Source organism: Candidatus Aquicultor sp., from assembly GCA_036504445.1.
Classification (GTDB): domain Bacteria; phylum Actinomycetota; class Aquicultoria; order Aquicultorales; family Aquicultoraceae; genus DASXVE01.
In genome coordinates, this window is sequence record DASXVE010000034.1 from 183,693 (window position 1) to 206,479 (window position 22,787).

Annotated in this window: 22 protein-coding genes and 3 tRNA genes; 22 read left to right on the plus strand and 3 right to left on the minus strand. The window is 49.9% G+C overall.

What is annotated here, in order from left to right; genetic code table 11:
* Positions 1-150: 150 nt before the first annotated feature.
* Positions 151-465: a hypothetical protein gene (locus VGK02_11995; GenBank protein ID HEY3375760.1), complete on the minus strand. Its 315-nt coding sequence runs from the start codon at positions 463-465 to the stop codon at positions 151-153.
* A 194-nt stretch (positions 466-659) separates the two neighbouring features.
* Here VGK02_11995 and VGK02_12000 point away from each other — a divergent pair, with 194 nt between their 5' ends.
* The gene (locus VGK02_12000; protein HEY3375761.1) at positions 660-1,439 is read left to right on the plus strand and encodes an HD-GYP domain-containing protein; all 780 of its coding nucleotides are present in this window, start codon (positions 660-662) and stop codon (positions 1,437-1,439) included.
* A 61-nt stretch (positions 1,440-1,500) separates the two neighbouring features.
* On the opposite strand, the gene VGK02_12005 is transcribed toward VGK02_12000, so the two are convergent.
* Together VGK02_12005 and sppA are read right to left on the minus strand one after the other, a co-directional pair.
* On the minus strand, positions 1,501-2,250 hold the full coding sequence (locus VGK02_12005) for a Yip1 family protein (protein ID HEY3375762.1): 750 nt from the start codon (positions 2,248-2,250) through the stop codon (positions 1,501-1,503).
* 1 nt (position 2,251) lies between these two features.
* Positions 2,252-3,196 carry a signal peptide peptidase SppA gene (gene sppA, locus VGK02_12010; protein ID HEY3375763.1) on the minus strand — a complete coding sequence of 315 codons (945 nt, stop codon included), beginning with the start codon at positions 3,194-3,196 and terminating at the stop codon, positions 2,252-2,254.
* Positions 3,197-3,624: 428 nt separating this feature from the next.
* Between sppA and VGK02_12015 the strand changes: the two genes are divergently transcribed.
* From VGK02_12015 to VGK02_12115, 21 genes are all read left to right on the plus strand, one after another.
* A tRNA-His gene (locus VGK02_12015) sits at positions 3,625-3,698 on the plus strand.
* A 90-nt stretch (positions 3,699-3,788) separates the two neighbouring features.
* A tRNA-Lys gene (locus tag VGK02_12020) sits at positions 3,789-3,864 on the plus strand.
* A gap of 86 nt (positions 3,865-3,950) precedes the next feature.
* A tRNA-Leu gene (locus tag VGK02_12025) sits at positions 3,951-4,035 on the plus strand.
* A 253-nt stretch (positions 4,036-4,288) separates the two neighbouring features.
* The gene (gene tig, locus VGK02_12030) at positions 4,289-5,758 is read left to right on the plus strand and encodes a trigger factor (protein HEY3375764.1); all 1,470 of its coding nucleotides are present in this window, start codon (positions 4,289-4,291) and stop codon (positions 5,756-5,758) included.
* Position 5,759: 1 nt separating this feature from the next.
* Positions 5,760-6,362 carry an ATP-dependent Clp endopeptidase proteolytic subunit ClpP gene (clpP, locus tag VGK02_12035; GenBank protein HEY3375765.1) on the plus strand — a complete coding sequence of 201 codons (603 nt, stop codon included), beginning with the start codon at positions 5,760-5,762 and terminating at the stop codon, positions 6,360-6,362.
* An 11-nt stretch (positions 6,363-6,373) separates the two neighbouring features.
* On the plus strand, positions 6,374-7,654 hold the full coding sequence (clpX, locus tag VGK02_12040; protein ID HEY3375766.1) for an ATP-dependent Clp protease ATP-binding subunit ClpX: 1,281 nt from the start codon (positions 6,374-6,376) through the stop codon (positions 7,652-7,654).
* 332 nt (positions 7,655-7,986) lie between these two features.
* Entirely contained in the window at positions 7,987-8,583 is a 597-nt protein-coding gene (locus VGK02_12045; protein HEY3375767.1) for a DUF3786 domain-containing protein, read from the plus strand.
* Between the two features lie 156 nt (positions 8,584-8,739).
* Positions 8,740-11,379 carry a valine--tRNA ligase gene (locus VGK02_12050; GenBank protein ID HEY3375768.1) on the plus strand — a complete coding sequence of 880 codons (2,640 nt, stop codon included), beginning with the start codon at positions 8,740-8,742 and terminating at the stop codon, positions 11,377-11,379.
* Positions 11,380-11,449: 70 nt separating this feature from the next.
* A complete protein-coding gene (locus tag VGK02_12055; protein HEY3375769.1) occupies positions 11,450-12,814 on the plus strand; it encodes a folylpolyglutamate synthase/dihydrofolate synthase family protein in 1,365 nt (454 codons plus the stop codon).
* A gap of 137 nt (positions 12,815-12,951) precedes the next feature.
* Positions 12,952-13,392, plus strand: coding sequence for a zinc ribbon domain-containing protein (locus VGK02_12060; protein ID HEY3375770.1), 441 nt, complete (start codon positions 12,952-12,954; stop codon positions 13,390-13,392).
* Between the two features lie 206 nt (positions 13,393-13,598).
* Entirely contained in the window at positions 13,599-14,015 is a 417-nt protein-coding gene (gene ndk, locus VGK02_12065) for a nucleoside-diphosphate kinase (GenBank protein HEY3375771.1), read from the plus strand.
* A 378-nt stretch (positions 14,016-14,393) separates the two neighbouring features.
* Complete coding sequence (locus VGK02_12070; GenBank protein HEY3375772.1) at positions 14,394-14,765, plus strand: NADH-quinone oxidoreductase subunit A; 372 nt, start codon at positions 14,394-14,396, stop codon at positions 14,763-14,765.
* Positions 14,756-15,253 (plus strand): NADH-quinone oxidoreductase subunit B family protein, encoded by a 498-nt coding sequence (locus VGK02_12075; protein ID HEY3375773.1) that lies wholly within the window; start codon positions 14,756-14,758, stop codon positions 15,251-15,253. Before VGK02_12070 ends, VGK02_12075 begins: the two co-directional genes overlap by 10 nt.
* Before the next feature lie 4 nt (positions 15,254-15,257).
* Positions 15,258-15,905 (plus strand): NADH-quinone oxidoreductase subunit C, encoded by a 648-nt coding sequence (locus VGK02_12080; GenBank protein ID HEY3375774.1) that lies wholly within the window; start codon positions 15,258-15,260, stop codon positions 15,903-15,905.
* 18 nt (positions 15,906-15,923) lie between these two features.
* Positions 15,924-17,132, plus strand: coding sequence for an NADH-quinone oxidoreductase subunit D (locus tag VGK02_12085; protein HEY3375775.1), 1,209 nt, complete (start codon positions 15,924-15,926; stop codon positions 17,130-17,132).
* Entirely contained in the window at positions 17,132-18,142 is a 1,011-nt protein-coding gene (gene nuoH / locus VGK02_12090) for an NADH-quinone oxidoreductase subunit NuoH (GenBank protein ID HEY3375776.1), read from the plus strand. The genes VGK02_12085 and nuoH overlap by 1 nt, the downstream gene beginning before the upstream one ends.
* 12 nt (positions 18,143-18,154) lie before the next feature.
* Positions 18,155-18,652, plus strand: a complete 498-nt coding sequence (locus VGK02_12095; protein HEY3375777.1) for an NADH-quinone oxidoreductase subunit I — start codon at positions 18,155-18,157, stop codon at positions 18,650-18,652.
* A gap of 5 nt (positions 18,653-18,657) precedes the next feature.
* Complete coding sequence (locus tag VGK02_12100; protein ID HEY3375778.1) at positions 18,658-19,158, plus strand: NADH-quinone oxidoreductase subunit J; 501 nt, start codon at positions 18,658-18,660, stop codon at positions 19,156-19,158.
* Positions 19,155-19,463 carry an NADH-quinone oxidoreductase subunit NuoK gene (nuoK, locus tag VGK02_12105; protein ID HEY3375779.1) on the plus strand — a complete coding sequence of 103 codons (309 nt, stop codon included), beginning with the start codon at positions 19,155-19,157 and terminating at the stop codon, positions 19,461-19,463. Before VGK02_12100 ends, nuoK begins: the two co-directional genes overlap by 4 nt.
* Positions 19,464-19,477: 14 nt before the next feature.
* Complete coding sequence (nuoL, locus tag VGK02_12110) at positions 19,478-21,313, plus strand: NADH-quinone oxidoreductase subunit L (GenBank protein HEY3375780.1); 1,836 nt, start codon at positions 19,478-19,480, stop codon at positions 21,311-21,313.
* Positions 21,314-21,325: 12 nt separating this feature from the next.
* The gene (locus tag VGK02_12115) at positions 21,326-22,786 is read left to right on the plus strand and encodes an NADH-quinone oxidoreductase subunit M (GenBank protein HEY3375781.1); all 1,461 of its coding nucleotides are present in this window, start codon (positions 21,326-21,328) and stop codon (positions 22,784-22,786) included.
* Position 22,787: the final 1 nt, after the last annotated feature.

Consider the following 22,787-nt stretch of genomic DNA (forward strand, 5'->3'; position numbering starts at 1 on the left):
GGAAATCGGAACAGCATCCGATCATGGTGATGATCTAATTCTATTATCGTATACTATTGGAAACACTTAATATAAAAGTCATATTATTATTATAAAATTATACAGGTGGTATTATAATGTCACATAAAGCCCAAGTTACCACTGAAGAGACTATGCTGATTTGGCCATGCCCATACCGCTTTCCGCTTGAACTTCATAGACGCCGCCTGAACCGCTGTTCATAAAACTTTGAATTTTGCCGATCTCGCCGCGCGCATCTTCTTCGTTGGAAAACTCGTATATTTTCACAAAATCTATATGAGTCATGCCGTCTCTGAGCGACTCATGCGCAGTTACCGGAACCTCCGGTACGGCTCGGGGAAGGTAACCATAGAGAAGGAATGAGGTTTCGCTTTCCCTGTATACCTCAATACCTGTAATTTCAAATAATCCGTAATGGTTTCCAACGGCTACTTTAATCCACATAGCAATCCCTCCTGAATATCGATGCAAATTAACATGTGTTCATCATTATACCCATAGAGAATATGGGACGGCCTTACCTGAAGAAAATTCGGCTTGCCTGGGATGCGCAACTACCACATTAGTCTAAAGGTTGTCCTTTAACTAGACGATAAATAATCCATCGCAGTAACGGATGAGGGAAGAGCTAAATCACGATGAAGCAAAAAACCACGGTTCAACGCATAATTACATCTATTGAAGAAATATTATCCGGCAAGTTTTCTACCAGGGTTAAGACCTCACAAACAGATGAGCTTTCAGGGGTAGTGCAGGCGGTTAATGCGCTCGCCGATCGCTACCAGATGGCGCATGAAACCATCAAGTTACTCGACGAGCAGGTGAAGAGAAGCAATCTGCATACCATCATGGCTCTCGTCGAGGCGCTAAACGCAAAGGACCCGTACACCAGGGGCCATTCCGAGCGTGTAACCACGTATTCTATGCTTCTCGCCAAGGCACTGAATCTCTCCGATGAAGAGATAGATAGCATCTATATAGCATCGTTTCTGCATGATATAGGGAAGATAGGCATTCACGATAACATCCTTAATAAGCCGGCGAGCCTGACAAGCGAGGAATACGAACTCGTGAAGAGCCACGCTAATATTTCAAGCCAGATAGTCTCGCACCTGCCGAACTTATCGCATATCGCCCCGGCCGTGCGGCATCACCACGAGCGCCATGACGGCTACGGCTATCCGGATGGTTTAAGCGGGGAGAGCATACCGTTAGGCGCGCGGATTCTGTCAATTGCCGACGCGTTCGACGCGATGACATCAACACGGTCGTATCGCAGTGCATTCACGCCACAGCAGGCGCTCAATGAGATTAAGCAGTGCGCAGGGCAGCAATTCGACCCCGAACTGGCGCAGATCTTTGTAGACGCCTATAACAAGACTCACGGCGGGCGTCTTCCAAACAAACGTGCTTCGTAGACCCATCCACAAGTAGGACAATCATCTTCTTAATGCAATCGTTTAAGTGAATAACTTACATTTAAGGCAATTGATTGAGCCCGCCCAGACCGCCGACTGCCGACATTACTGCAGCAACTATAAAAACCACCAGAATAATAGCAACGATAATGAGAATGATAACCGGTGCGAGAAATGTTATGGCAGCCCTTCCGGTAGAGAAGCGGTACGTCTCGCGAATGGCAATGATATTGAGTACGATTACCCAGATAGCTAAAGCCAGCTGTATCAATGATGTAATGACACCAATTATTGTTGAACCAATCAAATCCAGCAATGAAAAGGGAACGAAGAATACTTGGGGGATGCTGGCGAACCCAATCGCCGCTAGCAGGCCCAGCACATCGCCTTTACCTTTGAGCATGCTCGCGATGACATGGTAAAAACCGATCAGGGCAGGGAGTACAAATACTGTAAACAGCGGTGTAATAATTACAACCAGAACCGCGAAGGTTCGTGCCGACCCTGGGTTTATGTTAGTTCCGGCAAACTGATTCAAACCAGAGCCAATGAGAATCGACGGCAGGCTGGCGAGACCGGATATCCAGAGTACCAGTATATAAATAATAAGGCCTTTAACCCAAAACCGGTTGTCACTGATATGGCGAAGGGTTTCAACCGGTTTCGTTATGACGCCGTAGAAGAGATCGAACAGGCTTTGCTTTTCGGGCTTAGCCGCCTCGCTTTCTTGCGCTTCTTCGCTTTGCGCAATGTCATTATGTTGCGTGATGTCATCCTTTATAACTTCATGAGGCTGCGTCGTATCATCCATGTTATTGTCCTCCAGCGTAGCGGTATTGAGGGATTCCGAACATGCTCCGGATATTTTCCAAAATGGTAATATCGCGCCCGACTAAGTAGCTTCGCACCAAGGCAAACGCGTTTCCAGATGAGCCGCCAAGAAGCTCCTCAAATACATTTGGTCCTTGGTATTCTTCAACATGCGGGTTTTCTATATTTGCAAGTTTCGCTGCCGTATCGATCGCCGTTTGATAACCGCCGATCTCATCGACAAGCCCGAGTTTCTTCGCTGTGGTCGCCGCATAGAGCTCACCGGTTGCCAGTTTCAGCACCTTATCTTTCTTAAGTTTGCGCCCTTTGGCAACGTCGCCAACAAACTGCTGGTAAAGCTCATCGGACATAGCCTGGAACTTTGCGCGTTCCTCAGACGTAAGGGTTCGCTCGAACATATCCTTATTCTTGCCGGTCTTGATTGTTTGCATCCTTATGCCGAGCTTGTTGTAGAGGCCGGTCAGGTCGGGAATCTGCGAGATGACCCCGATGCTTCCGACCAAGCTTCCCGGTTTGGCTACGATCTTATCGGCCTGCGATGAGATATAGTAGGCGCCTGAGGCAACCATATCGCCGGCGAAGATAACCACAGGTATATCTGTTTTCTTAATAACTTCGGCGATTTCCTGTGACGCGCCGACCGACCCGCCCGGGCTGTTAACTTTGAAAACAATCGCTTGAATGTTCGCATCATTTTCTGCCTGCTCGATGCGGTGCCGTACGAATTCCGGGGTAATGCCGGCGCCGCCTGATAGCACCGACGCCGAACCGCCATCAGCTATCGCGCCGTCAAGGTTCACGTACAAGATGGTGCCGCCATAGGCCAAGTTATCTGAGGGTTTGAGAATTGCAACAACTACTATGGCTATGACTGAAAGAACGATGATACCGAGGATAATTGATATGATGAGCGTGCTTCGTTTCAAGTGCTTCTCCTTTGTGGTGCGATGTTCGCCAATAACAAGAGCCCGGCAAGATAACAGTCTTGTCACATAATTCTGTACGAGACACTCAAATTCCTTTACCATCCGAAAGATTTCAGTAAAAACAGCAGGACGGCTGAGCCACCGTCCTGCTGTTCAGCTATATATTATAGGATGATTGTTGGCCGCCATAGCCTACGCTCGCTTCATATATTCCCGTTTTTTAGCATTCTAATCAGCGACCACCAGTGACTTTAAGCAGGCAATCAGGAGCCCTTTATTTTTATTTCGACTCGTGGTATCTTTGTCTACGTTCGTGCGAGGCCGGATACCTTGAAAATTACCGGAAATGGGTTTAAAATAGAGAGGTTACAGCAGCGCATCATGCATGGGGTGCCAGACTGTATCAGGCTTATTAGTAGCCCACCATGGTGATCGTAGCTCAATTGGTTAGAGCGTCGGACTGTGGCTCCGAAGGCTGTGGGTTCAAGTCCCATCGGTCACCCAGAGAACCGCCGAAAGGCGGTTTCTTAGATATATACTAGGCACTGAGCGGGGAGCACCTGACAAGTGCTTAGTAGAGAAGGGTTAGCATGCGCACTTAGCTCAATTGGCAGAGCAGCGGACTCTTAATCCGGAGGTTACAGGTTCGATTCCTGTAGTGCGCACCAGTTATATCAACGCCATCGGAGACTGCCTGTTCGGGCAGTTTTTGTGGAAAGAGGGAACTTTTTATTCTCCTTTTCCGTTGCGATGGGCGAGAGTGGCGGAATTGGCAGACGCGCTAGACTTAGGATCTAGTGGGGAGACCTGTGGGGGTTCGAGTCCCCCCTCTCGCACCATGATGTCAATGTAACTCATACTCAATCACACATAATCTTACGAATTTCCATGAGGGTATGGACTACAGCAGGAGCGAGAAGGTGTAGACTGACTCGAGCTATGCCGTAATCCATACTTTTTTCGTTTTAAAGCATAGCTTGCTGAATAGCCAAGCGATAGGATAATTTGGTTTATGGGTAATAACAGGGTACTGAGTGTTAATCTACGCCATAGAGGCGTATTAATTTAATTCCACATATAGGAGGCTCAATATTGAACGCGGAAGCTGTCAAAACGAATGTTGAAAAGTTAGACGAGAAAAACACGGTACTTTTAAAAGTGGAAGTGCCGGCCAATCTATTTGGCAAAGCAGTCGATAGCGCGTATAAAAAGATCGCGTCCCAAGTATCGATACCGGGGTTCCGGAAGGGCAAGGTGCCCAAATCAATTATCGATAGCAGGGTTGGTAAAGAAGCTGTCACCGAGGAGGCATTGCAAAGCGCACTTCCGAGTTACTACTTTGATGCAGTAAAAAGCACCGAGGTAGAACCGGTCGATCAGCCCGAAGTTGACCTCGTCCAAGTTGAGCCGGGCAAACCGCTTGTGTTTACTGCAAAAGTGAAAGTTAAACCTGAGGTAAAGCTTGGAGAGTATAAAGGCCTAACGGCTGAGAAGCCATCGACCGAACCGACTGAAGAAGAAACAAGCCAGCAGCTCGAATCGATTCGCAGCAACTTCGGCTCGCTTGAGCCTGTTGAAGACCGTGCAGCTAAGGGTGGCGATTTCGCTCTCATTAACTTTGAAGGCTTCATCAACGATGAGCCCTTTGAGGGCGGTTCAGCCGAAGACTATCTACTAGAGATCGGCTCCGGTACGTTCATTCCGGGATTTGAAGATCAAGTCATCGGCGTGAAAAAAGGCGAGATAAAAGATATTACGGTAACGTTCCCGGAGGAATACGGGAATGAGGAACTTGCCGGTAAAGAAGCGCGGTTCCGTGTATTACTTAAAGAGATCAAGGAGAAGAAACTCCCTGAAATCGATGATGACTTTGCTAAGCAAGTCGGCTTTGATACGGCGGACGAGCTACACAAAGAAATCGCTGAAAAGATTCGTGAGCAAAAAGCCCAGCAGGCCGACACGACTGTTCGCAATGAGCTTATCAAAGAAGCGGCAGACAACGCGGATGTCGAACTTCATGACGTTATGATTGAAAGCGAGCTCGATGAGATGGTCGAGGACTTCGCCCATGACCTTCAACGGCAAGGCTTTGCACAGTTTGGTGCGGCGGACAGTACGAACGCCGCCGGGTCAGACCTTGAGCGCGCACTAGCCGGGTACCTTGCTATAGCAGGGAAGACTATCGATGAGCTTCGCAATGACTGGCGCGAAGGTGCCATCAACCGGGTGAAGAGTCGCTTAGTGTTGGAGGCTATCGCACAGGCAGAAAACATTGAAGTAACGCCGGAAGAGGTCGATAATGAAATAGAGGAAGCAGCAGAGGCAGCACAGCACAGCTTTGATGAAGTCAAACGAATCTTCGAAGAGCGCGGCACACTTAATGTGTTGAAGAACCGGTTGTTGATCGACAAAACGATTAACTGGTTAGAGTCCAATGCTGACATAAAAGAGGAAAAGCCTGAGTCTCAAGCAAAAGGTAAGACTAAGAAAGCTCGCAAAGAAAGCACCAAAGAGACAGCAGAGAACGAAGAAAAAATCCAAGAGGATAAGGGGACGGAGTAATATGAGTGAAATCAGAAACCAGTTAGTACCAATGGTCGTCGAACAGACGGCTCGCGGTGAAAGGGCTTACGATATTTACTCACGGCTTTTGAACGAGAGAATTGTTTTTCTCGGCACGCCGATTGACGATAATGTGGCGAACTTAATCATAGCGCAGCTGCTTCATCTCGAGTCGGAGGATCCCGATAAGGATATAAGTGTCTATATTAACAGCCCGGGTGGGGTCGTTACCGCCGGACTTGCTATATATGATACAATGCAATATATAAAACCTGACGTTTCGACTATCTGTATCGGGCAAGCTGCGAGCGCCGCGGCAGTACTTTTAACTGCCGGCGCCCAAGGCAAAAGATATGCATTACCGAACGCACGGGTGTTAATTCACCAGCCGCACGGCGGTGCATCTGGCCAGGCGATCGACATCGACATCCAGGCTCGCGAGATCTTACGTATGAGGAAGGCACTCGATGAGATTCTAGCCAAACATACCGGTCAAACGGTAGAAAAAATTCACGACGACACAGATAGGGACTACATTATGACGGCTGAAGAGGCCAAAGCATATGGAATAGTCGATGAAGTCGTCACAACACGATTGAAGTAGGGGAGGTAGTAATGGCCAAATTCGGCGAAAATGAGCAGCTCAAATGCTCTTTTTGCGGGAAAAGCCAACGGCAGGTTAAGAAATTAATCGCCGGTCCTGGCGTATACATCTGCGATGAGTGCATTGACCTGTGCAATGAAATAATAGAAGAAGAACTGACTGAAGAGGTTGAATTCAAACTAGAAGACCTCCCAAAGCCGAAAGAAATCTATGGAGTCCTCAATGACTATGTAATTGGCCAGGAAACCGCTAAGAGAATTCTCTCAGTAGCCGTTTATAACCATTACAAGAGGATCCAAGTTGGCCCGCAAGGAGACGATGGTGTAGAGCTACAGAAGAGTAACATCTTGCTTCTCGGCCCAACCGGTAGTGGCAAGACGCTTTTGGCGCAGACACTGGCAAAGATACTTAACGTGCCGTTTGCAATTGCTGACGCAACGGCGCTCACAGAAGCCGGGTATGTCGGCGAGGATGTCGAAAACATCCTACTGAAGCTTATCCAGGCTGCTGATTACGATGTAAAGAGGGCAGAAACCGGTATTATCTATATCGATGAGATTGATAAGATCGCACGTAAGAGTGAGAACCCGTCAATCACACGCGATGTATCCGGTGAAGGCGTGCAGCAGGCACTCCTCAAGATTTTAGAGGGTACCGAAGCCAGCGTTCCGCCGCAAGGTGGAAGGAAGCATCCGCACCAGGAGTTTATCCAGATCGACACGACGAACGTTTTGTTTATCGTCGGCGGTGCGTTTGCCGGTCTTGAAAAGATTATTCAAGGCCGCAGCGGTAAAAAAGGCCTCGGCTTTGGCGCCGAAATCAAGAGCAAACAAGACCTGGAGCTTAGTACGATTATGACCCAGGTGTTACCCGAAGACTTGCTCAAGTTCGGTTTGATACCGGAGTTTGTCGGCAGGCTGCCGGTCATCGCGACTGTCAACAACCTGACCGAGGATGATCTTGTGAAGATTCTTGTAGAGCCAAAGAATGCGCTCGTCAAGCAGTATAAGAAATTTTTCGAGTACGATGGCGTCGAGCTGGTCTTCACAGAAGAGTCGTTACGAGCGGTCGCAGAAAAGGCTCTTGGGCGCGGGACTGGTGCTCGCGGACTTAGAGCGATTCTTGAGAATGTGCTCCTCGATGTCATGTATGACTTACCGTCGCGCACTAATATTAAGAAGTGCGTTATAACCAAGGAAGTCATCGAGCAGGGCATCGAGCCGACGCTCCTGACAGAAGGAATGGAAAACTCAGAGGTTATTCCGCACGACGAGACAGAGGTCTCAGCGTAGGGAAGCCAAGGCTATAGAAGTTGCTTATGAAAAGGCGGTTTGCATATGCAGGCCGCTTTTTTTATTACCCTAAGCAATGGGTCCATGCCACGCTTCCGCTGCCCACACTCGCTCCGTGCTCGCGCAGGCCTACTTCGCTCGGCTATCAGTGCCGGGCTGCAGTAAAGGGCGGGGCCACCATGAGAATATGCGACTTAATGATTTTGTGAATTGGTGTTGAGTTGGCGCGAGTCGGTGGAAAGAATAAAGTAGCGATTTAGGTTTATGGTTAAGGGGTAGATTGCTAGGTGGTTGAAGCCCGAGAGCTCGGACTAGAACAAGTTAGGTGAACTTTGGATAATTACGATAAAGTTCTCGATACACTGTTAACGCGTCTTGCGAAGTTCAACTTCGCAATTATTAGCAGCCGAACCGGCGCCGAATTTGATGTCGATACGGAAGCGCTTCGCATCCCGTTTTTTGGCAAGCAATACACCGTGACTAAGAACAGCTGCTTTGCGAGTGATGGTTGTGCCGATGACACGAAAGATAAAATCCTTATTATAGATTATCTGCTCTCGTTTGGCGGTCTTGATGCAGGGGACGGCTGGATCGATTTTCGTGAGATACCGAGCTCGTTCGCTTATGACGGCGCATTCCGGGCGCATGTCGAGTCGGTACTCGAGAAAAACGCCGGCACTATTATCCGCCGCAAAGCTGAACTTATCGATAAGTACAACGGCTACAATATCACCGGTTATGTCGAACCCGACTTTACCGTAGCGTTTCAAGTGTTTCCACGGGTTGAATGCCTCGTACTCCTTTACGAGGGTGATGAAGAAGTCGGCGCCGGCGCAAAAGTGCTTTTCTCCTCAAATGCGCATAATTTCCTTACCACTGAGAGCCTGGCGGCAATCGCCGAGACATTGGCCCGGCGATTGGTATCGTAATCGCTAACCCCTAATAAAGTAATCGCGGTCGCAGTATACGGACATCATCTACATGCTTACAGAGTATAATGCCCTGTGGTATGATAGTGCATTGTTATAAGCGAATTCGCTTTGCTCATTTATTATAAATCTTACGGTCGCGAAGAGGGGAGATAGATGATTCAAGAGACACTACCCAAAGTGTATAACCCCCATGAGGTTGAAGAGAAATGGTACAAGTTCTGGGAGGAGCACGGCTACTTTAAGCCCAATATCGAGCCCGGCAAGAACCCGTATTCGATTGTCATTCCGCCGCCGAACGTCACCGGCAGTTTGCACATGGGCCACGCGCTAAACGATACCCTGCAGGATATCGTCATCCGCAAACACCGGATGATGGGCGACCCCACGCTGTGGCTGCCCGGTATGGATCATGCCGGCATCGCCACACAAAACGTTGTCGAGCGAGAGCTCTCAAAAGAGGGTAAAACCCGCCACGACATCGGTCGCGAAGAGTTTATTAAGCGTACCTGGCAGTGGAAAGAGCAGTACGGCGGCCGTATTATTAACCAACTCAAGCGCCTCGGGGCTTCGTGCGATTGGTCGCGCGAGCGCTTCACCATGGATGAGGGCTACTCGAAAGCGGTTCGCCGCGAATTCGTCCAACTCTACAATGAGGGGCTTATCTACCGGGGCAGTTACATCGTCAACTGGTGCCCGAAAGACTTAACCGCGCTCTCCGACATCGAGGTCGAGTATTCCGAGGAAGAGGGTAACCTTTTCTACTTTAAATACATGCTAAAAGACTCGCCGGATTACATCACTGTGGCGACGACGCGCCCCGAGACGATTCTCGGCGATACGGCGGTCGCGGTGCATCCCGAGGATGCCCGGTATAAAGACTACGTCGGCAAAACCGTTATCGTACCGGTACTCGGTCGTGAGATCCCGGTTATTGCCGATGAGCATGCCAACCCGGAGTTCGGTACCGGCGCGCTTAAGGTCACGCCGGCCCACGACCCGCATGATTTTGATATCGGGCATCGCCACCATCTCGAGCAGATAAGCGTTTTCACGCCGGAAGGCCTGATGAACAATGAGGCCGGCCCGTTTGAGGGTATGACCCGCGAAGAATGCCGCATTGCGATCGTTGAATACTTGCGCGAGCATAATCTACTGGTTAAGGTCGAGCCGATAACGCACTCGGTCGGTCACTGTTACCGCTGCGATACTGTTATTGAGCCATATATTTCAACGCAGTGGTTTATGAAGATGAAACCGCTCGCTGAAGCCGCGATTAAAGTGGTCGAGGAAGGGCGCATCGAGTTCGTCCCGGCGCAGTGGACCAAGACGTATTTCGACTGGATGTACAATATCCGCGATTGGTGTATATCGCGCCAGATATGGTGGGGGCACCAGATACCGGCATGGTACTGCCAGGATTGCAACGAGACGGTGGTTTCCGAAGCGGCGCCGGCGTCGTGCCCGAAATGCGGCTGCGCCAACTTAACGCAAGACACCGATGTATTTGATACCTGGTTCAGCTCGGCGCTCTGGCCGTTTGCCACCCTCGGTTGGCCGGAACGGACGGAAGACCTTAAATACTTTTATCCGACAAGCCTACTGGTCACCAGCCATGATATCATCTTTTTCTGGGTCGCTCGCATGATTATGCAGGGGATGCACTTCATGGGCGATATCCCGTTTAAGGAAGTATATATTCACGCGCTGGTTCGCGATGAGTCCGGTAAAAAGATGAGTAAGTCGCGCGGCAACGTTATCGACCCGCTCGATGTTATCGATGAATTCGGAACCGATGCGTTGCGTTTCACACTTTCGAGTATGGCCACACCCGGCCGGGATATTTTCCTAAGCCGCGAGCGCATCGAGGGCTATCGTAACTTCGCGAACAAGCTTTGGAACGCTTCACGCTTCGTATTGATGAACCTGGAAGGGTATGAAAAGCCGGCACTTCAAGAGGCCGATCTTAACCTTGCCGACCGCTGGATAGTCTCACGACTCAATCGCGTTATCCGCGATGTTGACGAAGCGATTCGCGTGTACAACTTCGCCGAGGCAAGCCGTCTGATTTACGAATTTTTCTGGAGCGATTTTGCCGACTGGTATATCGAGCTTGCAAAACCGCGTCTGTACGGCGAAGAGAGCGGGCGTGAGCGCCTGATAGCCCAAAACCTGCTGGTTGACATACTCGATAACACATTGCGCCTGTTGCACCCGTTTATGCCGTTTATCACCGAAGAGATTTGGCAGAAACTTCCGGGAACAGGGGAGAGCATCGTAATCGCACCGTGGCCGCTGGCCGATGCGAGCAAGATCGATGCGGCGGCGGAATCAGATATGTCGTTGATTCAAAGCGTTACCTCATCGATCCGCTCGATTAAATCGGTTCTCGGCATTGCGCTAACCAAGCCGGTTAAGGCGCTGTTGAGCACGCCGGATAAAAGCAAGCGCGACGCGCTTGGAAAGAACAGCTCGTATATCAAAGAGCTTGCATGGGTTGCGGAGCTTACAATCGGCGAAAGCTTAGTTAAACCCGAGCATGCCGCGGTCGATGTCGAACAAGGCGTCGAGGTATTCGTCCCGCTTGCAGGGCTTGTCGACATCGAAGAAGAAAAGAAGCGCCTGGGTCGCGAGCTTGCAAAAACTGAAGCCGATGCGGAAAAATCGCGCAAGAAACTCACTAACCCGCAGTTTCTTGAGAAGGCTGCTCCGGCCGTTGTCGATAAAGAAACGGCGAAGCTTGCTGAGTTCGACGAGAAGATAGGCAAGCTCAAGAAGCAGGTTGAGAGCTTATAAGATAAGAGTCGCTGGTCGCATGACCAGCGACTTACTTAAATAACTAAAGGTCAGAAAGAGGTAGCATCACATGACCTACGAGGAGGTCCTCAGCTATATTACCAATGCGCTGCAGTTCGGTATTAACCCAGGTTTGGAGAAAATCGAAGCGATCTGCAAGCACCTGGGAAATCCGCAGCTCAAGTATCCGACGATACAGATAACCGGCACCAACGGCAAGACATCCACGACCTGGATGCTGCGCGAACTCTTGACCGCATCCGGTATGAAAACCGGCTGTTACACGTCGCCACACCTGCATACTTACAGAGAACGCATTACTGTCGATGGCGAGATGGTCTCCGAAGCTGATTTTGCCGCAACGTTTGCCGCAATCCAACCGGCTATCGAACAGGTGAAAACCGAACATGGAGACCTAACTGAATTTGAGATTCTAACCGCGATGGCGCTCCACTATTTCGCCGTGCAAAACGTTGACGTTGCGGTGTTTGAGGTAGGGCTTGGCGGCAGGTGGGATGCAACAAGCGTTGTGCGGCCGAAGGTCTCCGTTATCACGGGAATCTCGCTTGACCACACCGACCGGCTCGGCTCGACGGTTGAGGCGATTGCTTGGGATAAAGCCCATATTATCAAAGAAGGGGCGACCGCTGTTATCGGTATGCTGCCGGAAGGTGCGCTTGATGTTATCAAACAACGTTGTTTGATGGTCGGTGCGCCGGCAAAGCTTTTCGGCACTGATTTTATGCCTAAAAATATCGAGATAGTTAAGAACGAAGGCGCACGGTTTTCTATTGCCGGGCTTTCTAGCCTATACGACGATGTAAGGCTGCCGGTATTCGGCATGTACCAGGTATTAAACTTTACAACGGCTGTGGCGGCGCTAGAAGTGTTCACCGGCGATAAGATTAGCTCTGAGGTACTATCGAGGGGCGCGAAGGGCTTAACGTGCCCAGGGCGCTTTGAACTCGTCTCCCGAGATCCCCTCGTTGTTCTGGATGGAGCGCATAATCCTGAAGGTATCGATATGGTGGTTGAGGGGCTTCCGCAATCATTTTCATATAAAAACCTGCATATTGTTCTCGCAATTTCGAGCGATAAAGATATCGAACAGATGCTGGCAACCTTGGAAAAACATGCGTCCACGCTTATACTCTCACAAAATAGTAGCTATCGGTCGGCAAGCGCCAAGCAACTAACCGGTATTGCTTCGAAGCTTATTGCTTCGAAGCCTAGTGTGCCAAAGGGTGTTTCTTTGAGGCATACTACTTCAAGCGATATTGCCTTAGAACAAGGAAACAGCTATATTATTGAACCAGACCTTGAAAAAGCAGTCCGGATTGCGGTGTCTCAGGCTTCCAAGGAAGACCTGGTCTGCATCACCGGTTCGCTTTACACTGTAGCCGATGCTCGGGATGTCTTACTAGGGGAGCCGTAAATTATGCCCGAACAACCCGCTTATATAGTATAAAATAGGTAGACCGTAACTCATGACAACATTCATAACACTTTTTGCTGGTTATCGCTGCAAAATTTAGTACAATATTACTAGTTACTTATAAAGCAGGGGTATAAGTGGAGTTCTTTACCAAGATTATTTCATTCTTTGAGTCGCCGGTTTTCAAGTTAATCGTTAACTTGATCTATCTTTTCGCATTTGTGCTGTACTTAAGTTTGGCAAAATGGACGTACTCCGATGCGAAAAGAAGGGGAGCGATGGCGTTCTACTGGACGATTGTCGCCTTGTTATTTCCGGTTGCCGGCTGGCTCATCTACCTGATCGTGCGGCCCGCTGAGTATCTAGACGATATTCGAGAGCGCGAGTTAGAGATCAGAACCAAGGAAGCGCTTCTGAGCAACGGTGACACCACATGTCCATCGTGCTCCAAACCTGTCGAAAAACAGTTTTTGATTTGCCCTTATTGCAGGCGCAGATTAAAGAAATCTTGCCCATCATGTGAGCGGGCGCTAAACCCAAGTTGGGCGATTTGCCCTTATTGTCAACAAATCTTATAACGTTTCCTGGGTACACCTGTAATCGCGACCTAATCCTTTGCTAGAGTGCCAATGAGTCCCACGATCGGTCACTAAAACATTTTGTTGATTAAATGTGAATTAGTGCTTGAAAAAGTCTTGCAACCCTGTTAAATTATGAGCGCGGGGGGTAATGTAACAATATTCACATACTCTACCCTCGCAGCCCGTTGGAGGTGCAGAAACACTTGGAACGAACATTTACAATGGTAAAGCCTGATGGCGTCAGAAAAGCTGTAGTTGGAGAAGTCGTCAGGCGCTACGAGCAAGCGGGCCTAAAACTAATCGGCTTGAAACTAATGAGGCTTTCCCAGGAGAAGGCGGAAGAGCTTTACTCCATTCACAAGGGCAAGCCTTTTTATGATGAATTGGTTGATTTCATCATGTCAGGACCGGTTGTTCCCATGGTTATCGAAGGGGAGAACGCAGTAAGTCGCGTTCGCGAGATCATGGGCGCAACGAATCCGAAAGAGGCGGCTAAGGGAACGATTAGAGGAGATTTCGCTGAAGAAATCTCTGAAAACATCGTCCACGGGGCTGATTCTACAGAATCGGCTAACAGGGAAATCCCAATTTTCTTTAGCGAAGTGGAACTGGTAGGATAACCGGTTTCCACACAGCCAATAGGTTTGGGTAATACCAATTGCTAAAGGGGATAGTAACGGGAACTACAAAATTAGCGCCCGCTCACGTGCTATTTTGTACCATTAGCGCCGAATTCGTGCCGTTTAGCTAATAAGTAATGATACAAATGAAAGTCATCTTTAAAATTATAATATTGACAGTCGAACGGGAGCCGCTTGCAAAGCGAGCGATTACTGTCTTAAACGCTATCGGCGGCAGCGTTATTATTTCGGCAAAACAAACAATCACTTGCATGTCAGGGAAGCATGGGGAATTACTATAATATAGTCCTATTATATAGTGGTGCAACCAAGTAGTAGAATGTGCGTGGGTTGTCTAACCGAGGGGACGGTTAATACATGACGAGCGATATTATTTATTTCGCAACATTTATAACGGTCGGCATCGTTGTTGTTGTGGGGATGCTTGGTAGCTCTAAGCTGCTGCAGAAAGCACTCAAGACCAAGAAACCATCCGAGGCAAAATTGATGGCGTATGAGTGCGGCGTTCCCGATATTTCAGGTGACCCGCGAATCCAGTTTAAAGTGCGCTACTACATTTTCGCTCTTTTGCTGGTCATATTCGATATCGAAATGATATTTATCTTCCCGTGGGCCGTTGTGTTTAAAAGTCTCGGCATCGTCTCGCTGGTCGAGATGCTGGTATTTATAGCCATACTGTTACTGGGTTTAGTCTACGCATGGCGAAAAGGAGCTTTAAAGTGGGTGTAACAAGCGAACTCACCGGAAACGAGCTTACCGGTAGTAGCAATATTATATTGGCGAAAGCCGAAGACTTGCTCAATTGGGGCCGCAAGAACTCGCTCTGGTGGCTGACTTTCGGCCTTGCATGCTGTGCAATCGAGATGATGTGCCTCAATACCCCACGCTATGACCTTGAGAGATTCGGCATTATGCCGCGATATACACCTAGACAATCCGATTTGATGATCGTTGCCGGTACGGTTACGCACAAAATGGCCCCGATGGTCGTGCAGCTCTACGAGCAGATGCCCGAGCCGAAATGGGTTCTTGCAATGGGAAGCTGCGCTATCAACGGCGGGCCGTTTTATTACGACAGCTACAACGTTGTTCACGGCGTCGACCAGATAATCCCCGTAGATATTTATGTGCCGGGATGCCCGCCTCGTCCCGAAGCGGTCATCGATGGCATTGAAAAAATAAAAGCCAAGATCATGGCCGGAGGAAAAGTAGATTAATCGCATGATTGAAATATTAAGCGGTGAGAACATGCCTGAGAAAGCAAGAATTGTAGAAGAAAAAGGGCTCGGTCACACATTAACTATTCAACCGGCTGAGTTGCTTAAAGTCGCCACGGGGTTACACGAGGCCGGGTTCGATTTATTCATGTTCGTTACCGGCGTTGATTATCCTGATTCAATAAAGGTCGCATACAGGCTGTACTCAACCGCTAAGAACATTAGCTTAATTGTCAAAACGGAAGTACCGAAAAGCAATCCGGTGGTCGATAGCGTGACGGCGTTGTGGCCGAACGCGAATTGGCATGAGCGGGAGACTTATGATCTCTTTGGCGTGCAGTTTAAAGGGCATCCGGATCTTCGCCGCATTTTTATGCCCGAGGATTGGGTCGGCCATCCGCTTCGCAAGGATTACAGCGATGACCGCATGATTGTATTCCCGAATGCCGCGGTTAAAAAAGAAAAAGCAGTTACGAAGCCAGGCGATAAAGCATCTGATGAGACTGCTGCTGCGGAAAAAACCGGGCAGAACGATAAAAAAGAGCTGACTCCCGAGGAAAAAGAGGCCAAGAAAGCGGCCGCCCGGGCTATGGCTGCCGCCAAACGGGCCGAGAGAGAAGCTGCGGCTAAAGACACGGAAACCAAGGATTAGTAAATAGGTTGGGTAGGCATGAGTAGTTTGGAAGAACTCAACACGGAAAAGAATAACGTGCAAGAGCAGGGCTTGGAAGCGTTCGAAACCGAACTCGCGCTTAGCGAATCAGGTATGGGCGTCGACACGCTTCAGACCCAGGAGCTCACTCTAAACCTTGGGCCCCAACACCCGAGTACCCATGGCGTATTTAGGGCTGTTATAAAGGTTGACGGCGAGGTTGTAACCGGTATCGATTCCCGAATCGGCTACTTGCACAGGTGCTTTGAAAAAATTGCCGAGAACCGGACATATCCTCAGTTCGTGCCCTATACGGACCGCATGGATTACGTATCGTCCATGCACAATAACTGGAGTTATGTGAGCGCTGTCGAGAAGCTCGCGGATATCGAGCTTCCCGAGCGCGCGGAGTATATCCGGGTCATTGTGGGCGAGTTCAATCGTATTGCCTCACACCTGATATTCCTGACGACAGCCGGTATGGAAAGCGGCGCGGTGACACCGTACTTTTATTTCTTCGATGAACGCGAAAAGATATTGAAGCTGTATGAACAGGTTTGCGGCGCCCGTCTCACGTTTAACTACATTCGCATCGGCGGTGTGAGTGGCGACCTGCCGGAAGGTTGGATCGACGAGGCGAAGAGGGTTGTAAACGAGATTCGCACTAATATGAAAGATTACGATAGGCTGCTATTTCAGAACTATATTTTTAAGAAGAGATTTGTTGGAGCCGCGCCGTTTTCCAGGGAAGACGCGCTGTGCTGGGGCCTTACCGGTCCGTCGCTCAGGGCAAGCGGTGTGCCCTATGACGTGCGCAAGAGCGATCCGTATTCGGTCTATCCCGAGCTGGATTTTGATATATGCATCGCCGAGGAAGGCGACAATTACGCACGCGTCATGGTCAGATTCCACGAGCTTATGATGAGCTTGCGCATCATAGACCAGGCTCTTGATAAAATCCCGACCGGTCCGGTGATGGCGGAAGGCATCGCGAAAACGTTTAAGCCGCCGGTCGGTGAAGCATTCGCGCATATCGAGTCAAGCCGCGGCGACCTGGGCTACTACATCGTCAGCGAAGGTACGACAAAACCTTACAGAGTGAAAGTTCAAGGGCCGAGTTTTGGAAATCTTCAGGCGTTTAAACCGATGGCAACTGGCACATATCTTGCCGATACGGTGCTAACCCTAGGTACGCTTGACCCTGTTTTTGGGGAGGTCGACCGCTAGTGCTAACGAGCTCACAGCTTCTTGATTTTACAAACCAATACGGTATCCCGTTGTGGGGACTCGACATAACAGTCGCCGCAGTTCTTGCTTTCATGACATTCGCGGTTTTAGGGATCGGCGTTCTTGTGCTTGTCTATATGGAGCGCAAGGTGAGCGCCGATATCCAGATTCGCTGGGGCCCGCTTCACGTCGGCTGGCACGGTTCGTTGCAGCTTGTTGCCGATGTTATCAAGCTAATGACCAAGGAAGATATCTTCCCGACGATGGCGGACCGCTGGATTTTTAGGATCGCTCCGGCGACGATGTTTATCGCTGCGTTTATTGGATTTATGGTTGTACCGATTGGGCCGAATCTCGTAGCGCGCGATCTCAATATTGGCCTAATTTATGTCTTGGCGGTTCCGGCGATTAGCGTTGCCGGTCTTATAATGGCCGGTTTCGGATCATACAGCCGGTATGCTATTCTGGGAAGCCTTCGCGGCGCGGCCCAGATGGTCAGCTACGAAGTACCGCGAGCGCTCTCGGTAATTGGGGTTGTCATGCTGGCGGGCACGGCGAAGCTTTCAACAATCGTCGGCATGCAGCATGTGTGGTACGTTTTCTTGCAGCCGATCGCCTTTATCGTCTTTTTGATTTCGACGATCGCCGAGATAAACAGGGTGCCGTTCGACTTGCCAGAAACGGAGTCTGAGCTGGTCGCGGGCTATCACACCGAATATAGCGGAATGCGCTTTGTGTTCTTCTTATTCGGTGAGTATATCAGCTTGATCGCGGCCTCGGCGCTGACTGTTATCTTGTTCCTTGGCGGGTGGCACGGGTTTGGCCCGGTGTTTCTCGCACCGTTCTGGTTCCTGGTTAAAATGTTTGCGGTTATTTACCTTATAATGTGGATACGCTGGACGATACCGCGTTTCAGAATCGACCAGGTTATGGAGCTTGGTTGGAAGGTTCTTCTTCCGATTGCGCTTGCGAATATTGTTATCACTGGCATCGTTGTGACGCTTTTATAGAGGTTGATTGATATGGCGACGAACATGGCCGGACAACTTAAGAAATTTTATGAAGCTTGGAAGAGCATCGTTGCTGGGCACAGCATCACGATGAAAAAGGCGATTGCCAGGAACAACGAGGTGACGCTTTTATATCCATACGAGAAACCAGAGCTCGCCGAGCGATTCCGCGGCGCACCGATGGTCAACAGGTACCTGGGCGAGACCGACACCAAAGAGGGCACGTGCATCGCGTGCGGTATCTGCGCGAAAACGTGCCCGGTAAATTGCATCACCGTCGAAAAAGAAAAGGACAAAGAAGCCGTGCTTAAAGTAGCAAACTGGCAGCTTGACCTGACGAAGTGTATGTTCTGCGGTTTATGTAGCGAAAGCTGCCCGACGGGCGCACTCAGGATGAGCCACGACTACGAGAACAGCGAGTACAAAAAAGAACGGCTCGTTTACGGCATGGAGCAGGTCTTGAGAAGGCCGATTACTTTGCGGCAGAGCGCAGCGCCGGCGGAGGAGTAAGCACTATGACTATCGATCTATTTATGTTTATCATAGCAGCCGTTGTGGCGATTGTGAGCGCATTGCGCGTTGTTTTGGGGCGCAACCTGTTTCACGCGTGTATGTTCTTGGGGCTGTTTCTATTATTTATATCGGCATTTTATTTCTTGCTTGGGGCCGATCTCGTCGGCATCATGCAGGTGTTCGTTTATGTAGGCGGTGTCGTTGTCGTGCTGCTTTTCGGTATCATGCTTACGGCGCAGATTACGGATATTAGATTGGTGTCCGGGATAGAACAGCGCATCTTTACGCTGCTTTCGGTGGCCGCACTGGTAGCGCTTATCGCCGGTGTTGCGCTCAAAGCTAAATTCCCGGCGCCGGTAGGCACACCGCCTAAAGACAGCCTTGCATTTACGGGCAAGCTTTTTATGACCAATTATATCTTACCGTTTGAGATCATTTCGATTCTGTTGTTGGCCGCGCTAATCGGAGCGGTTATTGTTGCCCGCCAGGAGGGAAAAGTATGATTCCTTTATCATATTATATCGCCGTGAGCGCCGTATTGTTCGGCATTGGCCTGGTCGGCGTCTTTCTCAGGAAGAACGCGATTGCAATTCTGCTCTCAATTGAGATCATGCTGAACGCGGCAAACCTGAATCTTGTAGCGTTTTCAAAATACGTGACGCCGGGCGCGGCGACCGGGCAGATATTCGCCCTGTTTGTAATGGCGATTGCGGCGGCCGAAGTAGCCATCGGCCTGGCGCTGATATTGACGATTTACCGAAGTGTGCAATCGGTAGACCTTGATAAGTTCAACTTATTTAAGTGGTAGCGGGGACGATAACGATGAATTACCTTTCACTCATAGTTTTATTACCGGTTATAAGCTTCTTGGTGCTCCTGGTTTTCGGAAAGAAACTGGGCGAGAAATCGGCCTACGTCAGCATCGGTGCTGCGCTCATCGCGTTCGTGCTTTCCATTAAGGCGCTCTTTTTTACGATGGGCGGGGGACACAGCCTTACCACGTTTACCTGGGCTTCAATCGGCTCATTTAAGCTTACGTTCGGTTTACTGACCGATTCGCTTGCATCGATGATGCTGGTCATCGTCACGTTTGTTAGCTTGCTGGTACAGATATTTTCCAAAGGCTACATGCATGACGACAAGCGCATCGGCTGGTTCTACGCATGCCTCTCGATGTTTACGGCGTCGATGCTCATACTGGTATTCTCGCCGAACTACGTGCAGATGTATATGGCGTGGGAAGGCGTCGGCCTGTTCTCGTACCTGTTGATCGGGTTCTGGTTTGAAAAGAGAAGCGCGAGCCAAGCGGCAAAGAAAGCCTTTATGGTCACGCGAGTCGGCGACCTCGGTTTTGCCGTTGGCCTCATTTTGCTGTACATAACGGCGGGTACGCTCGATATGGACAAAGTGTTTGCGATGCATATCGGCGCGACTACGGCCGCAACGATCTCGATCTTATTATTCTTCGGTGCGATCGGTAAATCGGCGCAGTTCCCGCTACATACCTGGTTGCCGGATGCCATGGAAGGCCCGACGCCAGTCAGCGCCCTCATCCACGCTGCGACCATGGTTGCAGCCGGCGTGTATCTTGTTGCCAGGTCGTATCCGCTCTTCCAAAAAGGCCCGGCATCGCTGGAGTTTGTGGCGATTATCGGTATTATCACGGCAGTGATGGCGGCAACCATCGCCCTCGTGCAATCTGATATTAAACGTGTTCTTGCATACTCAACGGTCAGCCAGCTAGGCTACATGATGGTCGGCCTTGGGGTAGGCGCGTTCGCTGCGGGCTCGTTCCATCTGATGACGCACGCATTTTTCAAAGCATTGCTGTTCCTGGGCTCCGGTAGCGTAATTCACGCGGTTCATAGCCAGGATATCTTCGATATGGGCGGTCTCTGGAAGAAAATGAAGATTACCACGGTTACCTTTATTATTGGCAGCCTGGCGCTTGCCGGTGTACCGCCGCTTGCCGGTTTCTGGAGTAAGGATGAAATTTTACTCGGCGCATACACCAGCGGGCACACGGTTATCTTCTGGCTTGGTCTTCTGACCGCGCTTCTAACAGCGTTTTATACCTTTAGAATGGTCTTCATCGTATTCTTCGGTATGCCGCGAAGCCATCATGTGGAGCACGCGCACGAGTCGCCGGCAGTGATGAGTTGGCCGCTTATAGTCCTCGCATTTTTCGCGCTTACGGCGGGCCTGGCCGGTTCGCCCTGGCTCGGCAATGCGTTCCAGCATTTTATTATGCCTGGTCACGAAGCTGAGGCGCCCAACATGTTTGTCATGGGGCTATCGATTTTGGTGGCGCTCATCGGCATCGGTGCCGCGTATCTCAAATATGGTACGAGCATGCTGCCGTCAAACGTTATCAGTAAGGACAACTTTTTCTATAAATTGCTCGCTAATAAATATTACATAGATGAGTTCTATTACTATGCATTAATAATTCCGACGCACGCTGTCGCGCGAGCGGCGCTGCTATTCGACCAAAAGGTTGTAGACGGTGCCGTTAACGGCGTCGCCTGGATAACGTCGAAAGCGGGCGGCGGTTTGAAGTTCATACAGACCGGTTATGTGCGCAACTATGCGCTCTACATGGTCGGCGGTCTTGTCGTCTTAATAGTCTGGTCGTTTAGAATTCTCGGGCTCTACTAAGGGTGTGAAAGAATGGGTTACCTAACAATAGCGATATTTCTACCAATATTCGGCGCGCTGGTATTGCAATTTCTGCCGCGCAACAAAGACGGCCTTATTCGCATAGTTGCATTGCTCTTTGCGCTGGCCGATCTCGCACTAGGTATTCCGATTCTAGCTGGGTTTAAGCCGGGTATGGCGGCAATGCAGTTTGTTGAGAAAGCATCCTGGATACCGAGCGCGGGAATTTCATATTACCTGGGTTTAGACGGCATCAGCATGCCGCTGTTCGAGCTCACGCTGCTCTTGACCGTAGTCGGCATTCTCGCGTCGTGGACGATTAAGGAACGGGTGCGCGCGCATTACAGCCTGCTTTTACTTTTGGAAGTAGGCATGCTCGGTACATTTGCGGCCCTTGATTTCGTCTTATTCTACGTATTCTGGGAACTCGTTCTTATCCCGATGTACTTCATCGTCGGGATCTGGGGCGGGGAGAACCGCAATTACGCTGCGATCAAGTTCTTCCTGTATACGTTTGCCGGCAGCGTACTGATGCTGGTCGGTATCCTTGCGCTCTACTTTACGTCAGGCTTAAATACGTTCGATATGGTCGCGCTCATGAACGCCGGCTATAATCATTACCTGGCGACCTTTATCTTTATAACGTTTTTCCTTGGATTTGCGATTAAGGTGCCGATGTGGCCGTTCCATACATGGTTGCCCGATGCGCACGTGCAGGCGCCGACCGCAGGCTCGGTGCTTCTTGCCGGAGTTATGCTTAAGATGGGAACGTACGCGTTTATTCGCATTCTTGTCCAGATACTTCCGATACAGTTTAAGCTGTTCGCGCCATATATCGCTGCGCTGGCAATTATCAGTATCGTTTACGGAGCGCTCACCGCGCTCGCACAGCAAGATTTAAAGAAGATGGTTGCATACTCGTCGGTCAGCCACATGGGCTACGTGATGCTTGGTATCGCGGCACTCACGCAAGTGGGCTTAAACGGCGCGGTCCTGCAGATGGTCAACCACGGGTTGATTACCGGCATGCTGTTCTTAACCGTCGGATATATTTACGAGCGCACGCATACGCGCGATATCCGAAAACTCGGCGGTCTTTCATTGAAGATTCCGATTCTCGGCGGCATGTTCGTCTTTGCGGCGCTGGCGTCGCTGGGTTTGCCGGGTCTTTCCGGGTTTGTGGGCGAGCTGTTAATATTGCTCGGTTCATACGGTGCGTATAAGTTCTATACGATCCTTGCCGTGCTTGCGCTCGCGCTTACCGCATTTTACCTGATCAGGGCAAACCAGAATGCGATTTTTGGAGAGCCGCACGCGTGGATGGCCGATTTTAAAGATGCCGGCGTGCGAGAGCTTATAAGCTTCATACCGCTCATCATCTTTATTGTGGCGATAGGCGTATATCCAAAGCCGTTTATCCACTACATAGACCCGGCGGTAAATTCAGTATTACAGATAATAAGAGGTAACTAGC

Bases quoted from the DNA above. Each gene is read 5' to 3' on its own strand.
- VGK02_11995 (HEY3375760.1), bottom strand. From the start codon at position 465: ATGTGGATTAAAGTAGCCGTTGGAAACCATTACGGATTATTTGAAATT.
- VGK02_12000 (HEY3375761.1), top strand. From the start codon at position 660: ATGAAGCAAAAAACCACGGTTCAACGCATAATTACATCTATTGAAGAA.
- VGK02_12005 (HEY3375762.1), bottom strand. From the start codon at position 2,250: ATGGATGATACGACGCAGCCTCATGAAGTTATAAAGGATGACATCACG.
- clpP (HEY3375765.1), top strand. From the start codon at position 5,760: ATGAGTGAAATCAGAAACCAGTTAGTACCAATGGTCGTCGAACAGACG.
- clpX (HEY3375766.1), top strand. From the start codon at position 6,374: ATGGCCAAATTCGGCGAAAATGAGCAGCTCAAATGCTCTTTTTGCGGG.
- VGK02_12050 (HEY3375768.1), top strand. From the start codon at position 8,740: ATGATTCAAGAGACACTACCCAAAGTGTATAACCCCCATGAGGTTGAA.
- VGK02_12055 (HEY3375769.1), top strand. From the start codon at position 11,450: ATGACCTACGAGGAGGTCCTCAGCTATATTACCAATGCGCTGCAGTTC.
- VGK02_12070 (HEY3375772.1), top strand. From the start codon at position 14,394: ATGACGAGCGATATTATTTATTTCGCAACATTTATAACGGTCGGCATC.
- VGK02_12080 (HEY3375774.1), top strand. From the start codon at position 15,258: ATGATTGAAATATTAAGCGGTGAGAACATGCCTGAGAAAGCAAGAATT.
- VGK02_12085 (HEY3375775.1), top strand. From the start codon at position 15,924: ATGAGTAGTTTGGAAGAACTCAACACGGAAAAGAATAACGTGCAAGAG.
- VGK02_12095 (HEY3375777.1), top strand. From the start codon at position 18,155: ATGGCGACGAACATGGCCGGACAACTTAAGAAATTTTATGAAGCTTGG.
- VGK02_12100 (HEY3375778.1), top strand. From the start codon at position 18,658: ATGACTATCGATCTATTTATGTTTATCATAGCAGCCGTTGTGGCGATT.
- nuoK (HEY3375779.1), top strand. From the start codon at position 19,155: ATGATTCCTTTATCATATTATATCGCCGTGAGCGCCGTATTGTTCGGC.
- nuoL (HEY3375780.1), top strand. From the start codon at position 19,478: ATGAATTACCTTTCACTCATAGTTTTATTACCGGTTATAAGCTTCTTG.
- VGK02_12115 (HEY3375781.1), top strand. From the start codon at position 21,326: ATGGGTTACCTAACAATAGCGATATTTCTACCAATATTCGGCGCGCTG.